At 56.8% G+C, this 13,614-nt stretch carries 13 protein-coding genes; 5 read left to right on the forward strand and 8 right to left on the reverse strand.

Annotation, left to right across the window (positions count from 1 at the left end):
• Positions 1 to 10: 10 nt before the first annotated feature.
• The 4 genes from ACRQ1B_RS15645 to trbB are packed head-to-tail and all read right to left on the reverse strand — an operon-like array spanning position 11 to position 4,100.
• Positions 11 to 2,464, reverse strand: coding sequence for a conjugal transfer protein TrbE (locus ACRQ1B_RS15645; RefSeq protein WP_432294681.1), 2,454 nt, complete (start codon positions 2,462 to 2,464; stop codon positions 11 to 13).
• A gap of 10 nt (positions 2,465 to 2,474) precedes the next feature.
• Positions 2,475 to 2,774, reverse strand: a complete 300-nt coding sequence (locus tag ACRQ1B_RS15650; protein WP_432295275.1) for a conjugal transfer protein TrbD — start codon at positions 2,772 to 2,774, stop codon at positions 2,475 to 2,477.
• Positions 2,774 to 3,145 (reverse strand): TrbC/VirB2 family protein, encoded by a 372-nt coding sequence (locus ACRQ1B_RS15655; RefSeq protein ID WP_432294682.1) that lies wholly within the window; start codon positions 3,143 to 3,145, stop codon positions 2,774 to 2,776. Before ACRQ1B_RS15655 ends, ACRQ1B_RS15650 begins: the two co-directional genes overlap by 1 nt.
• Positions 3,135 to 4,100, reverse strand: coding sequence for a P-type conjugative transfer ATPase TrbB (trbB, locus tag ACRQ1B_RS15660; protein WP_432294683.1), 966 nt, complete (start codon positions 4,098 to 4,100; stop codon positions 3,135 to 3,137). The genes ACRQ1B_RS15655 and trbB overlap by 11 nt, the downstream gene beginning before the upstream one ends.
• A gap of 464 nt (positions 4,101 to 4,564) precedes the next feature.
• On the opposite strand from trbB, the gene repA reads away from it, so the two are divergent.
• The 3 genes from repA to repC all read left to right on the forward strand — a co-directional run bounded on the left by repA (position 4,565) and on the right by repC (position 8,248).
• On the forward strand, positions 4,565 to 5,767 hold the full coding sequence (repA, locus tag ACRQ1B_RS15665) for a plasmid partitioning protein RepA (protein ID WP_432295277.1): 1,203 nt from the start codon (positions 4,565 to 4,567) through the stop codon (positions 5,765 to 5,767).
• 93 nt (positions 5,768 to 5,860) lie between these two features.
• Positions 5,861 to 6,868 (forward strand): plasmid partitioning protein RepB, encoded by a 1,008-nt coding sequence (repB, locus tag ACRQ1B_RS15670; RefSeq protein ID WP_432294684.1) that lies wholly within the window; start codon positions 5,861 to 5,863, stop codon positions 6,866 to 6,868.
• 165 nt (positions 6,869 to 7,033) lie between these two features.
• Positions 7,034 to 8,248, forward strand: coding sequence for a plasmid replication protein RepC (gene repC, locus ACRQ1B_RS15675; protein WP_432294685.1), 1,215 nt, complete (start codon positions 7,034 to 7,036; stop codon positions 8,246 to 8,248).
• Positions 8,249 to 9,860: 1,612 nt separating this feature from the next.
• On the opposite strand, the gene ACRQ1B_RS15680 is transcribed toward repC, so the two are convergent.
• Positions 9,861 to 10,034, reverse strand: a complete 174-nt coding sequence (locus ACRQ1B_RS15680; RefSeq protein WP_432294686.1) for a hypothetical protein — start codon at positions 10,032 to 10,034, stop codon at positions 9,861 to 9,863.
• 532 nt (positions 10,035 to 10,566) lie between these two features.
• Between ACRQ1B_RS15680 and ACRQ1B_RS15685 the strand changes: the two genes are divergently transcribed.
• The gene (locus ACRQ1B_RS15685) at positions 10,567 to 10,851 is read left to right on the forward strand and encodes a hypothetical protein (protein ID WP_432295279.1); all 285 of its coding nucleotides are present in this window, start codon (positions 10,567 to 10,569) and stop codon (positions 10,849 to 10,851) included.
• 2 nt (positions 10,852 to 10,853) lie between these two features.
• Here the strand turns inward: ACRQ1B_RS15685 and ACRQ1B_RS15690 are convergent, their stop codons facing one another.
• A complete protein-coding gene (locus tag ACRQ1B_RS15690) occupies positions 10,854 to 11,060 on the reverse strand; it encodes a hypothetical protein (RefSeq protein WP_432294687.1) in 207 nt (68 codons plus the stop codon).
• A 411-nt stretch (positions 11,061 to 11,471) separates the two neighbouring features.
• Here ACRQ1B_RS15690 and ACRQ1B_RS15695 point away from each other — a divergent pair, with 411 nt between their 5' ends.
• Positions 11,472 to 12,698 carry an FAD-dependent monooxygenase gene (locus tag ACRQ1B_RS15695; RefSeq protein ID WP_432294688.1) on the forward strand — a complete coding sequence of 409 codons (1,227 nt, stop codon included), beginning with the start codon at positions 11,472 to 11,474 and terminating at the stop codon, positions 12,696 to 12,698.
• Positions 12,699 to 12,918: 220 nt separating this feature from the next.
• Here ACRQ1B_RS15695 and ACRQ1B_RS15700 read toward each other — a convergent pair whose 3' ends face one another.
• Positions 12,919 to 13,341, reverse strand: coding sequence for a type II toxin-antitoxin system VapC family toxin (locus ACRQ1B_RS15700; protein WP_432294689.1), 423 nt, complete (start codon positions 13,339 to 13,341; stop codon positions 12,919 to 12,921).
• Complete coding sequence (locus ACRQ1B_RS15705; protein WP_432294690.1) at positions 13,338 to 13,604, reverse strand: type II toxin-antitoxin system Phd/YefM family antitoxin; 267 nt, start codon at positions 13,602 to 13,604, stop codon at positions 13,338 to 13,340. Before ACRQ1B_RS15705 ends, ACRQ1B_RS15700 begins: the two co-directional genes overlap by 4 nt.
• Positions 13,605 to 13,614 lie beyond the last annotated feature (10 nt).

Genomic DNA, 13,614 nt, shown 5'->3' on the forward strand with positions numbered 1-13,614 from the left:
CAGCGTCGACTTACGCACCCTCGATTTGTGAAACATCTGTCACTCCTCTTCTGGACAACCAGTGTGAAACCCAGTTCGGCCCATGCTGCGCCTTGAGTCCGCGGATGGTTTTCAGATCTGTCTTGGACGAGGCGCCGACGAAGCTCATGGCGACAGGACCAAGCGACATGTCGAACAGCCGGCGTCCGTCAGGGCTCGTCACGTAATAGTCGCGCTTTGGTGTTGCTGAAGCGATGATCTCGATCTGCCGTTCACTGAACCCAAGGCGTTCGTAAAATTCCCGCGTCCCGGTGTCGCGCGCGGCACCGTTCGGCAGGCAGATCTTCGTCGGGCAGGACTCTTTCAGGACATCGACGATGCCTGAGCGTTCGGCATCGGAGATTGATTGCGTGGCAAGCACGACGGCGCAGTTTGCCTTGCGCAGCACTTTGAGCCACTCACGGATCTTGTCGCGAAACACCGGATGGCCGAGCATCAGCCAGGCCTCATCGAGAATGATCAGGGCGGGCTCGCCATCGAGGCGCTTTTCAATCCTGCGGAAGAGATAGGTGAGAACCGGGACAAGGTTTCGTTCGCCCATATTCATCAGGTGCTCGACTTCGAAAGTCTGGAACGCTTGCAGCGTAAGCCCGTCCGTTTCCGCGTCGAGAAGATGCCCAAGCGGGCCGTCTACCGTGTAATGATGGAGAGCGTCCTTGATATCGCGCATTTGAACGCCCGAAACGAAATCGGAAAGCGATCGCCCGTTCGACAAGGCAAGGAGCATGATCTGCCTGGAAATTGCGTTGCGATGGTCCGGCGTCACCACCACGCCCTGGATTGTCACCAGGCTTTCGATCCACTCGGCTGCCCAGGCACGATCCTCGTCGGTTGACAATTCGGCGAGCGGGCAAAAGGCCAGCTGCGATCGACCATCGCCGGCATCCGCTCCGATCTCGTAATGGTCACCGCCAGCGCCCAGTGTGAGCGCGAGGAGCGAACATCCCTTCTCGAATGCGAAGATTTTGGAATTCTCATAGCGACGGAACTGCGCAGCAATCAATGCGACAAGGGTTGATTTGCCGGAGCCTGTGGGACCGAAGATCAGCGTGTGGCCGACGTCATCGACATGCAGGTTCAAGCGGAATGGTGTCGAGCCGCTTGCAACCTGCATCAGCGGTGGCGAGTTCACGGGGTATAGCGGGCAAGGCGCTGATGCGCTGCCGGACCAGACGGTATTCAGTGGAACAAGATCGGCAAGATTGGCAGTGTTGATCAGCGGCTCGCGGATGTTCGCGTACCAGTTCCCCGGCAGGCTCCCGAGATATGCGTCCGTGGCATTCAAGGTTTCAATGCGTGCGCCGAAGCCCTCGGCCTGGATTTGCCGCCGGATTGCTTCGGCCTTTTCCTGAAGGGCATCCCGGTCATCGTCGAAAAGAACGATGACCGGCGTGTAATATCCGTATGCCACCAACTGCGATGAAGCCTGAGCAATGGCGTCTTCGGTTTCCGCCACCATCGTCATTGCGTCCTGGTCGATGGAACGGGACTGTGTCTGGAACAACTGATCGAAGAATGGCCGTACCTTTTGTTGCCACTTCTTGCGCGTGCGCTCCAGTTTCTGACGAGCTTCCTCGGCGTCGAGGAAAATGAAACGAGATGACCATCGATAGGTCAGAGGCATAAGATCGAGGCTGCTGAGGATGCCGGGCCAGCTTTCCGCCGGAAGTCCGTCGATTGCCACCACTGCGAGATATCGGTTTTCGACCTTCGGGGTCAGACCATGCTCAAGTTGTGCGGTTACGACCCAATCAAGGTAGAGGGGAATATCGGGCAGGCGGACCGGATGGTTTTCGCCGGTTATGCAGAAGCGCACGAACTGCAGCAGTTCATCGTAACGTCCCGTTCGGGTGTCGCCGCGTTCAGTGACCTCGATCGTACGCATGCGGTGGATCGAGAGTGTGCTACCGAGATATTGTTCTATCTCGCGGATCGCATTGGAAAAGATCAGCAGGACGGTGTCGGCATAGGAGCGTTTCCTGCTTTCCTCGTCAGCGTAGATGTACCGGCTGAGACTGGAGCCTTTCGACTGCACCGGGCGATAGGTCAGGATGATCGCGTGCTTGCTCTCGAAATGTCCGAGGCTTTCCTCGAAAAAGACGCGACGCTCCCGATCAATTGCACGCGTGATTGGATCAGGGAAAAACGAGCTGGCTTCGTTCGCGTATTCCGCTGTTGCGAGACGGATTGCCTCTACCTGGATGATCCAGCCCGATCCGAGTCGTGACAAAACAGCATTGATCTGCCGGGCGAGCTCGTTGCGTTCGAAATCGGTTGCACTTTCTGTGTCGGGGCCGGCAAAATACCACCCGGCCATCAGGCTTCCGTCCTTCAAGAGCATGATGCCATTGTCGACGAGGCCTGCATAAGGAACGAGGTCCGCAAAGGAAGGACCAGTCGCCCGAAAACGTTTGAGTAAGACCATTGTTCGCCCCTCAGTATCGACGCCAGGGTGCCGAGGTTGGAAGATAGCGCGAGTGATAGGAAATGTGGCGGATGTAGATCTGCCGCATAAGCGGATCGGCTTTCGCCATCATCCTGAGCGCGGCGACCACCACGACCCAGAGTGCCATCCCGAATAAAACCGAGTAGATTGTCAGGACAACGAAGACGAGGATAACCGTTGCCAGCCCGGTGAGGAGCACAAGTTCGCGGTCAGCACCGATCAGCAAGGGGGGACGCGATAGCGCCCGGTGAATGCGGTTTCTGTTCAGGTTATTGAATGCGTCGGCCATCATTCATCCTGATCCGCAATTGTCTGATTAGCTGATTGCGTCTCAGTGCCCAGCCCGATGGAGGCGCCGGTCGCTCCAAACAGGCCGACGATCGTGGTTGCTCCAAGCAGTATGCCGGCGACGAGCACGACATAGACAAGGCGGCGGGCAAAGTCGTTCAGCTCGCCCCCAAAAATCAGCATGCCCCCTGCGATCGCAACAGCTGCGAGCGCGATGTATCCCGCAACCGGCCCGGTGATGGATTCCTGGATCTGTTCGAGCGGTCCCTCCCATGGAAGGCTACCGCCGGAGCTCGCCAGCGCCGGTGTGGCGATTGCTCCTGCCAAAAGTGCGAGAAAAATGACCTTTGATAATCCATGGTCACGCGGCATGTCGCGCTCCTTCCTGAAAAGGTTCGATGTGATAACGTCCGTCTGAAAAACCGCTCACCCGGATCATCTCCTGGATGCGTCGGCCATCAGGTGTGCGTGCGATCGAGATGATCAGGTCCACGGCCTCCCCGATGACGCCCTGCATCGGTTGCTGGCTTACTTCCGCCGTAAGCTGTTCGAGGCGCTGGAGCACTGATCGCGCTGAATTTGCGTGGATTGTGCACACGCCGCCGGGATGGCCGGTGTTCCATCCTTTCAAAAGGGTCAAGGCAGCGCCATCCCGCACCTCACCGACGATGATGCGGTCGGGCCTCAATCGCATGGTGCTTTTGAGCAGCCGCGACATATCGACGGTGTCACTGGTTCGAAGAGCGATCGCATTCGTCGCGGCACATCGAATTTCGGCCGTATCTTCCAGAATGATCAGCCGTTCTTCCGGTGCTTGTGCGACAATTTCGGCAAGGATTGCGTTGGCGAGCGTTGTTTTGCCTGAACCGGTTCCGCCCGAGATGACGATGTTGAGATGTGAGGCGACTGCGTCCCGAATGAATGTAGCCTGCCCAGGGGTCATCGCCTGACTGACTACATAGTGATCCAGTGGAATGAGCTGTGATGCGCGCCTCCGGACTGTAAAACAAGGCGCCGCCACGACAGGAGGCAGCAGCCCTTCGAAACGGTGCCCACCGATCGGCAGTTCACCCGACAGGATTGGCCGATCTGCACCAATCTCGGTTCCCAAGACATGCGCGACACAGCCGATGACGATTTCTGAAAAACCGGGGGCAACGGTGCCGGCAGCAACCATCCCGCCGCCAAGGTGCTCGATGAACAATGTGCCATCGGGATTGAGCATGACTTCGACGACAGTGGCATCATCAAGCGCTTCGCAGATGCGATGACCGAGGCTCTCTTCAAGTTTACGGATCAATCGCGGCCGAGAGTTTGTGTGGTGCATGTCTATCGCTCGCATGTAAAAAGCGCCGATCCGTCATCTGCAGCTGACCCGCGAGTCGCGGTTTTTTGCGTCGGTGTTCTCATCGCTGCGCCTCCACGCATTCATTCCGGACTTGCGTGGAGGAGGCTTGCGCGTTCTGGGAGTATGATCCACTCGCGAAAGTGCGAGTGGATGGTTCTCTCTCGCGGCATGCCGGCGGCGGGCACGCATTCTAAAAATTGGCTGAGCACTCGCAAAAGTGTGAGTAAGTTTTTTCGTCGATTTGCCGTCCTGCGGCCGCATCATCCTGATTCCACGATGGAATAAGCGATTCTCGCGCAGATTCATTGAAGCCGTGAAAATCAGCGTTAACCTCTTGTTAACTCTATTTCTCTTGCAGCGGAGACAGAATCGTGCGTTAGCTTGAGACGGCAATAGCGCGTCTAACGCCGAGAAACCGTCTGAAACTAGGGGCCGACGTGAACGTGGTACACCGGGACATCGACAGAGCATCAACATCCGCTCATATCACGCAGCGCGCCGAAGCTCTGTCTGCGCGTTTGAGGAAAGTCGGAGAACGTGCCTTTCCGCCGACAGCGCAAAAGACGCTCCGCTCATTTTCATCGGGTGAGGTTGCCGAGATTGTCGGAGTGTCCGACGGGTACCTGCGCCAGCTTTCACTTGACGGCCTCGGCCCAACACCCGACCTCGGTGCCGGTGGACGGCGTTCCTATACTTTGGAACAGATCAACCAGTTGCGTGAGTACCTGGCGTCAGCGCGGCCGAAGGAAGCCGTGCGCTTCTGGCCGCACCGCCGTGACGGTGAAAAGCTCCAGGTCGTTACAGTTGCCAATTTCAAAGGCGGATCTGCCAAGACGACCACCTCGCTTTACCTGGCGCAGGGCCTCGCGCTCCAGGGCTACCGCGTTCTCGCCATCGATCTCGATCCGCAGGCATCCCTTTCTGCAATGTTCGGCTACCAGCCTGAATTCGATGTTGCCGAAAACACGACGCTTTATGGCGCTATTCGCTACGATGAAGAGCGCGTCGCGATGAAAGACGTCATCCGGCCTTCGTATTTTACCGGAATCAGCATCGTTCCCGGCAATCTCGAACTGATGGAGTTCGAGCACCAGACACCCCGCTTCATGCTGCAGAACCGTTCACGACCCGAGGACATGTTTTTCCGAAGGGTTGCAGCGGCAATTGCCCAGGTGGAAGACGATTTCGATGTCGTCGTGGTCGACTGCCCACCTCAGCTGGGCTTCTTGACCATGGGGGCGCTCAATGCCGCGACTGGTATGATCGTCACTGTACATCCGCAGATGGTCGACGTTGCATCCATGAGCCAGTTCCTGCTGATGACGTCCGACCTTGTGTCCGTCATCGAGGAAGCGGGCGGCCGCCTCGACTACGATTTCCTGCGGTTCCTTGTGACACGGCATGATCCACGCGATGTGCCCGAGCAGGAAATCGTCGGCCTTTTGCGTGACGTTTTTGCAGAAGATGTCATGGCTGCATCGGCTTGGAAATCGACGGCAATCGCCAATGCCGGTCTGACAAAACAGTCCCTCTACGAACTTTCACGCGGCGCAGTAGGTCGATCGACTTATGACCGGGCGATGGAATCAATTAACGCCGTCAACAACGAGGCAGTTGGTCTAATCAACGAGGTCTGGGGGCGATGAGAGCTGAGCAGGTAACTGAAGTTCGCAAGGGTGAGCTTTTGTCAGCTGCCCACGGCGTCGGTTCCTTCAGGGGCCGTGACCAGGGAGATTGAGATGAGCAGCAATCGTAGACAGTCTATCCGCAACCTCTTCGCAGGCGACGACGAACAGGCGCTTGCCGAAGACGCCCGTCAGCCAGTGCAGCGCGTAGCGTCGGGTGCGGTCAAGTCTTTGAAGGACACGTTCTCATCGGTCGAGAGGGACTATGAGGAACTCAAAAAGCAGGTCGCGAACGGATCCATACCTGTCGAGCTCGATCCCGATTTGATCGATCCGTCTCCTTTTGCGGATCGTTTTGCGGATCAGGACGCCGCTGCCGTGGAGGCATTGACGACCTCCATTCGCGAACATGGCCAAGAAATCCCTATTCTTGTGCGTCCGCATCCGACCGAACATGGTCGTTATCAGATTGCCTATGGCCATCGACGTGTCAAAGCTGCCACTGACCTCGGTCTGCAGGTAAAAGCATATGTCCGCGAACTTTCCAATGATCGCCTCGTCGTCGCACAAGGTATCGAAAATTCGGCGCGAGAAGACCTCACCTTCATTGAGCGTGCCAGTTTTGCGCTCAAATTGGAGGTTGGAGGCTTCCAGCGATCGCTGATTCAGACGGCCCTCTCCGTTGACCGCCAGGAAACATCTAAGCTCCTGAGCGTCGCGAAAGCTGTCCCAGCATGGTTGGTCGAGGCGATCGGACGCGCACCCAAGATTGGCCGACCAAGATGGCAGGAACTTGCCGATCTCTTGAAAGCCAGTGATGGAGAGCAGAAGGCCCGCCGAGCGATCGACGAAAAGTCGTTCACTCAGAAGGAGTCGGACGATCGGTTTTTGGCAGTTCTGCGTGCCGGCAAGGCACAGGACGCACCTGCCCCCTCCCCTGACTGGCTTGTCGCCCGCTCAACAGCGGGCGCCGAAATCGCCACATTGGCGCTTTCGGCCAAGCATTGCAGAATTCAGATCGATCGCGGTCGCGATGGCGACTTCGCCCAATACGTCATGCAGCAGCTTCCGGAGCTCTATGAGGATTTCCGGAACAAGGCTGTGACATCCGAGGAAAAATAAAGGACAGGAACAGCAAAAGAAAAAGGCCCCCAAACGTCGCCGTCGTGGAAGCCTCTCTCAATGGTCTAAGCAGCCTGAGAATCGCATTTCCATGAATCGCAGTCAAGAGTCTTTGGCGCCTATTTGGTGAGCGGATTTCCTTTGCCTTTTTGAAGGTGGAAGAAAATGCAAACGGGAAATGTAACGACGCCCTTCGGGCGGCGGCCGGTTTCGCTTGCTCTCGTGAAACGGCAGCTTGCCGCAAACGAGATTGAGCCTGGACGGACGGCTGAGAAGTGGCGAGTGTTCCGCGACGCCTCGGAAGCGAGATTGGAACTTGGCCTGCAGGACCGCAGCCTGGCGGTTTTGGACGCATTGCTGAGTTTTTATCCGGAAAGTGAGCTCTCACACGATGCGCAGATGGTCGTGTTTCCGTCCAATGCACAGTTGACGCTCCGCGCTCACGGCATTGCCGGCGCAACGCTACGCCGACATATTGCGCTGCTGGTGAACAGCGGGCTCATCTTACGGCGCGACAGCGCGAACGGAAAACGTTACGCGCGCAAGGATGATGAAGGTGTCGTTGAATCGGCCTACGGCTTCGATCTCTCCCCACTTCTGGCGCGCGCCGGCGAACTTGCACAAATGGCACAGAAGGTCGTCGCTGACCGCGCAGCCTTCCGGCGAGTAAAAGAGAGCCTGACGATCTGCCGGCGCGACGTTCGCAAGCTGATATCGGCTGCCATGGAGGAAGGTGCAGACGGCGACTGGCAGCGGGTCGAAGACACGTATGTCGGAATTGTCGGACGTATCCCACGGTCGCCGACGCGCATGCAGATCGACAATCTACTCGAGGAAATGGTGCTGCTGCGCGAAGAGATCGTCAACCAGTTGGAAGTTCATAGTAAAACTCAAAATATGAGCGGCAATGATGCTCATATTGAGCGTCACATACAGAATTCAAAATCCGAATCCTTCAATGAATTTGAACCTGGCTCTCGAAAAGAGCAGGGAGCAAAGCCGAGCGAGAATAAGCGACCGTTGCAAGAGCCGCCAAAAGCATTCCCGCTATCGGTTGTCCTGAAGGCTTGCCCTCAGATGCTTGACTACGCAGCCGGCGGTGCGATTGAAAGCTGGCGCGATTTCATGTCGGCCGGGGTGGTCGTCCGATCGGCTCTGGGCATCAGTCCGTCAGCCTATCAGGACGCCTGCGAGGTAATGGGTCCGGAGAACGCAGCTATCGCCGTAGCCTGCATGCTTGAACGCGAAAACCTGATCACTGCGCCGGGCGGGTATTTGCGCACCCTCACCCGCCGGTCGCTTGATGGTAAGTTTTCGCTTGGACCAATGGTGATGGCGCAGCTTCGGGCAAACGGACATGGTCTCGATAAAGCAGGTTAAAGAACCTAACTATTTGTCAGGAGGGCCAGACTTGACGAGCTTGTATCGAAAGTACTGGAAGGCGGGATCAACAAGTCTTGCCTGACGGCAGGGTCCTCGCGACCAGATGCGGGGTCTTACAGCGGACTAGCGTGGCGTTAGTTTCCGGTCCCGAAGCGTGATTAATGGACATCTTCACTGCAACGGCAAATGGCGCCAGTTATTCGACGCTGCAGAGGTGCTCGAATGCTGGGATGCTTTGCCAGTAGGATAATAAAATTCAATGAGAGAGCGTTCCCACGGACAAAGTGAAAAAGACTTTTTGACCTAAAGGTGAGGACGGCGATATCAGAAGGGTCGGCTTCGTCATGTGGCGGATTGGTGTTTTCCTTCTCGACGTCGGATTTGGATTGACTTGTGCAGTGCCGCGCACGTTCTGCTCGCAACGCCGACGTACTCGCAGCAAGGTCACATCCTATGCTGTGTAGTTCCAATAGGGAAACAGGCGTTGGCGATCATATGCCAGGAGCGCTTTCGGATCGTGGAGCTGCGCTTGGCGAGGATCAGTGTCAGTAGTGACATGATGATTGTTTCTGCATGCATATTTCTCGGGAGACAGTGGCTAATAGGCGTCTGCCGCCCTCATCCGAGTTTATCGAAATCACAGGAGATCATCATCATAACTCACAAAAATCGCGGGCCGAATGAAGGGCCATTTTCCCGACCAGACACATGTCTTAGCTGGGAAAATGCTTCATCTGTTTTCGACAAGTTTATAAAGCCGAGCAATGGAGGGACTTTGTTGTCAGCTGACTACACGTCTTGTCGACCTAATGCGAGTGCTACGCGATGTTGCCAGACGGGCAACGCGGCAGACCCGCGCCATCGAATAGAGCACGGCCGCTTAACGTGACACTAATGGGGTGTGAGGACAATTGAGTGAGTCGTGCCCTAAGGAATATGTTGTCAGCTGACTACAATCGCGCCGTAGCTGTCAATCAATTGCAATGCCGATGGTACGCTTACTGAGAAGAGATATGCCGGTACTGTGGCACGGAAAAAGTGGCCTTGAACCATCACAGCAGGGCCGACTTTTATTTAAAGGAGCCATTGGCGGACCCGTCATGTCCCGTTAATTGACCTGAGCAATCTTTGGAATTGCCGACCTGTTAGCCTGAAGCGGACACTAACGGCCGCGAACTCGTGCTCGACATGACCGTTGAAATACAGCTCGACCATTTTACCGATCAGTAGGGAGCCAAAACCCTGCCTGATCGGAGGTGACACCTGCGGGGCGCCCTCCTCGACCCACTCGAGTGCAAATGCTCGGTCTTCGCCGACGGTCCATGCAATCTGAACATCCCCCTCGACGTGGGGAGAGCGCCATATTTCGCTGCATTGGTCGCAAGCTCGTGGAGGGCGAGAGATCGTCCCAAAGCTTGGGTGAGAGGTCTCGAGGGGCAATCGAACAGCACGCGGGCACTGCCGGGTCGTGATGCAAGAGCACATCTCCGACGACGTCCAGAATATCCGCTGCGGCAGCCTCAACTGAGGTTGAAATGTCCTGGGCTGGTGCGAGCGCCTGGACCCAGTTCGAGATCGAAGCACGCCCCTCCTCCACGCTTGTTGCGTTTCAAAGTGTCTGGGAAGCAGCCGCCTCCACGATCGCCAGAGTATTCTTCATGCGGTGAGCCGCTTCGAAGATGATACTCTGAGGGCGGGCCTCTTCAGCCTTTTGGTTCGTGAGGTCGTTCGTCACGACACCGAACGCGACAATGATGTCGTCGTTCGCCTTCAGGGGGAACATGCAATAGAGTGCTGGGAAAAGGTCTCCGGTTTTGAACTTGCGCAGCCGTAGTTCCCGCTCGCAATTCTCCCCTGCCCTGATGACCGGTTTTAGGTCTCGATTGAAAGTCTGATATCGGTTTCCGAGATAAAACTCTTTCCGTCTTCCATCCTAGCTGGGTCGCCCGGTCCTGCGACGATTGCCGAAGCAGGCTCGAAGCCGCGATCGCGTGACGTAAATCCTAAAAATTTCGGCAGATCTCACTGGCGAGAAAGGTATCGATGGCCGCACGATGAAAAAAATCGGGTTGAAGTCCGGTGGACCGATAGCCTCGGTCGACCAATATTTTCCGGATAAAGCGGCGATCCTTGCGACGCTGTACGAGGCTTACGTGGCGGTGGACCCGTGCCATTCTGAGGCACGCAATCGCCGACATCGGTAACACGCAGGAGGCCATGGCCGCGCCCGGACAACTGCTCGATGCGTATTTAATGGTGATGCAGCAAGACCCATCTGCGATGGATATCCTCAATGCTATCAAAGCCAGCAGCTGCTGAATCTACAGGACGTCGAGGTGACGCGGGCGCAGGTTCAGGAATTCTATGATGCTACCGCATCGTATGTCGAACGCCATCGCCATGACAAATACAAGCGAACACCTTTTCTCTTGTCGAATATGGCCGACGCATGCGTCCGACTTGCTCTGTTGCATCCACGTTCGCAAGGTAATGCGGTCGTCGAAAACTTCAAAGGGATGGTGAACGCGCAGGCAGCAAAGTTCATCGTTGGAAAAATTCCTGATGGTTTTCTGCTGCCGCCCGGCGTCCGTGCACTGTGATGTCAGCTTAAGTTAGTGGGAGCTTCGTCGTGGCGGCCGGACCAGCCCAATCCACGGCATTGTTCCTCGGCATCCGCGCGTGCTTCGTCGATATCATCGTAAGTGCCCGGGAGCATGTACAACTGCTCGCGAAACACGTAGCTGGCAGTCCCGTCTTCGACATTAGGCTGGACACTCGGTGCTTCTGACGTCCGATTGAATACCTGCATGATCATCTCCTCCGTTGCTAACCTCCGACGTCAGCCAGGCCGGAATTGTTCCGGCAGAAGCCGGAACCGAGGTCATCACGATCCTCGATCACAGGCCGCAGGAGATCAGCGGATTGTCTCTTAGCACCCCAGCGCTGCTCGTCGCAGCGCACCTCCGTGGCGTTTGAGAGAGTCCTTGAAGCGGAAGCAAACCGTGGGAGACGGGACGACTGGTAATTGGCGAGGACTTTAAACAAATACTGCCGCGCTGCTTCGGGCGATGGAACCACGTTTCTGCGTCGGTGTTTGCTGTGCGACAGATAGTTTGGCTGGGTGCTGGAGAAACACAGGAGTTCATTGCATTGAAGTCTCATCTCATCGAAGCCGGCGCGGGGTCAGTGCGGCTCTCGCGCGTGTCGCTTGGAGCTTCTCATGACTGAAGGACAGGCAAAAGGGCGGCGCGTTCTCATCACCGGTGCAAGCGTTGCGGGCAACACACTGGCCTGGTGGATGTCTCGCTATGGCTTTGACGTCACCGTCCTCGAGCGCCATCCCGAGTTTCGCGACGGTGGCCAGAATATCGACGTGCGCGGCGCGGGTCGCAAAGTTCTGTCGAAGATGGGCCTGGAGGAGATCGTGAAGCAGAGCGGCACAGGTGAGACGGGCATCCAGTTCGTCGATGATGATAACCAAACGATAGCCGAATTCGATGTCGACGAGGTCGGCGCCAATGGGCCGACGGCGGAGCTGGAAATTCTCCGAGGAGACCTGGCTCGCATCCTGTTCGATGCTTGCCGGAACCGCGTCGCATTCCGGTTTGGCGATACCGTCAGCAAGATCGAAGATTTGGAGTCTTCTGTCTCCGTCACCTTCGAAAGTGGCGCTCGTCAAACATATGATCTGGTGGTGATCGCCGAGGGCGTAGGCTCATCGACGCGTGAGCTCGTCTTCCCTGGCGAGAACACGCCAAGATGGCTCGATGTGACGATGGGATATTTTACTATCCCGAAAGGCGACGGCGATCGAGACCACTGCAGGATCTTTACCGCAGGAGAGGGCCGCAGCATCTGGCTGCGCCCGGATAACAAGGGCACCACGCGAGCGATCCTGGTGGTTCAAAAGATTGCTGACGGGGAGGGTGATCTCGCACCGGCCGCCCAAAAAGCATTTCTGAACGAGCAATTTGCAAACGCTGGGTGGGAGGCGCCACGGGTCCTGAAAGGTCTCAAAACGACGGACGACCTTTACTTCGACGTCCTGCGACAGGTGAAGATGGATCGCTGGTCCGATGGACGAGTTATCCTGACCGGCGATGCGGCATGGTGCGCAACGCCGATCTCCGGGATCGGCACCACGCTGGCGATTGTCGGCGCTTACGTGCTTGCCGGTGAATTGTCCAAATCTAGCGAGCTGGCTGATGCGATGTCGCAATACGAGGCGATCATGCGACCCTATGTCGAGAAGGGCCAGGGTGTTCCGAAAATTGCTCCAAAAATGCTGCAGCCGCAAACACGGTTTGGCGTTGCCCTTCAGCACGCTGTTCTTCGCGTTGCTTCTGCACCAGGCGTAAAGCAGGTGGCCGCCAAGTTGTTCATGCCGAGTGCTGATGAAATCGCGTTGCCTGACTATACCGGACAGGTCGGGGAGGGATCTCGGTGACGCCGATCGTGGTCAACATGGTGAGACCGCGCGGGCGCTCGGATTGCTATTCCGGCATCCGGGCCACCAAGCCGTGTGGCGCTCGACGGCGATTTCCGCGAGAGCAAGGACAACTGCCCCGCTTAACTGCGGAAGAAAAGGCGCGAGTTCAAAGAGATCACCAATTCGCACGGCCAGATCGAAAACGCCCTCGAACAGTCTGGTCGCAACGAGAACCAGATCAGGCGACCCATGGGTCAATGATGTCTATTCCGAAGCCTTCGAAATCCTTAACGTTTCGCGTCGCGAGGGTCAATCGGTGAGCGATAGCGGTCGCGGCAATCAGGCCGTCCATTGAGGCGAGACCGCGACCGCTGCGCTTGGCGAGTGCCATAAGATCACCCCAAGCTAATGCGACGGGCTCTTCCACCGGAATAATTCTGCTTTCGAAGCGTTGAGGCAGATCATACCTTAGCCATTCGTCCAGCGCGTCCCGCTTTCTCCCGCCGTCCATCAATGCCACGCCGCGGCGAATCTCGGCGATCGATACAATGCTGATGAACGTACGGTCTTCGTCGAGCCCGTGAAGCCATTGCAGGACAGTTTCATCCGGGCGAGGTTTCGTAACTTCCGACAGAACGTTCGTGTCGAGGAGCAGTCTCATAGTGGCAAGTCGCGCGGCTCGTCATGTTGTCGCTCAATATCGAGATCTGCACCACGCAGAGGCGAGGCTAACAGAAACTCGGCCAGCGATCCCCTGCGTGCGGTCTTCTTCTGCCATTCTTCCGCAGAAACAACCACTACGGCTGGTTTCCCGTTGCGGGTAATCGTTTGTGGTGCCGATTGTGCGCGCTCCATGACTTCCGAAAGTTTTGCTTTCGCGCCTGCGACCGTCCAATTCATTTCATCGTGCGTCGATACCTGCATCGTCTAACCT

It is taken from the genome of Endobacterium panacihumi (assembly GCF_050847465.1).
GTDB classification, from domain to species: Bacteria; Pseudomonadota; Alphaproteobacteria; order Rhizobiales; family Rhizobiaceae; genus Neorhizobium; species Neorhizobium panacihumi.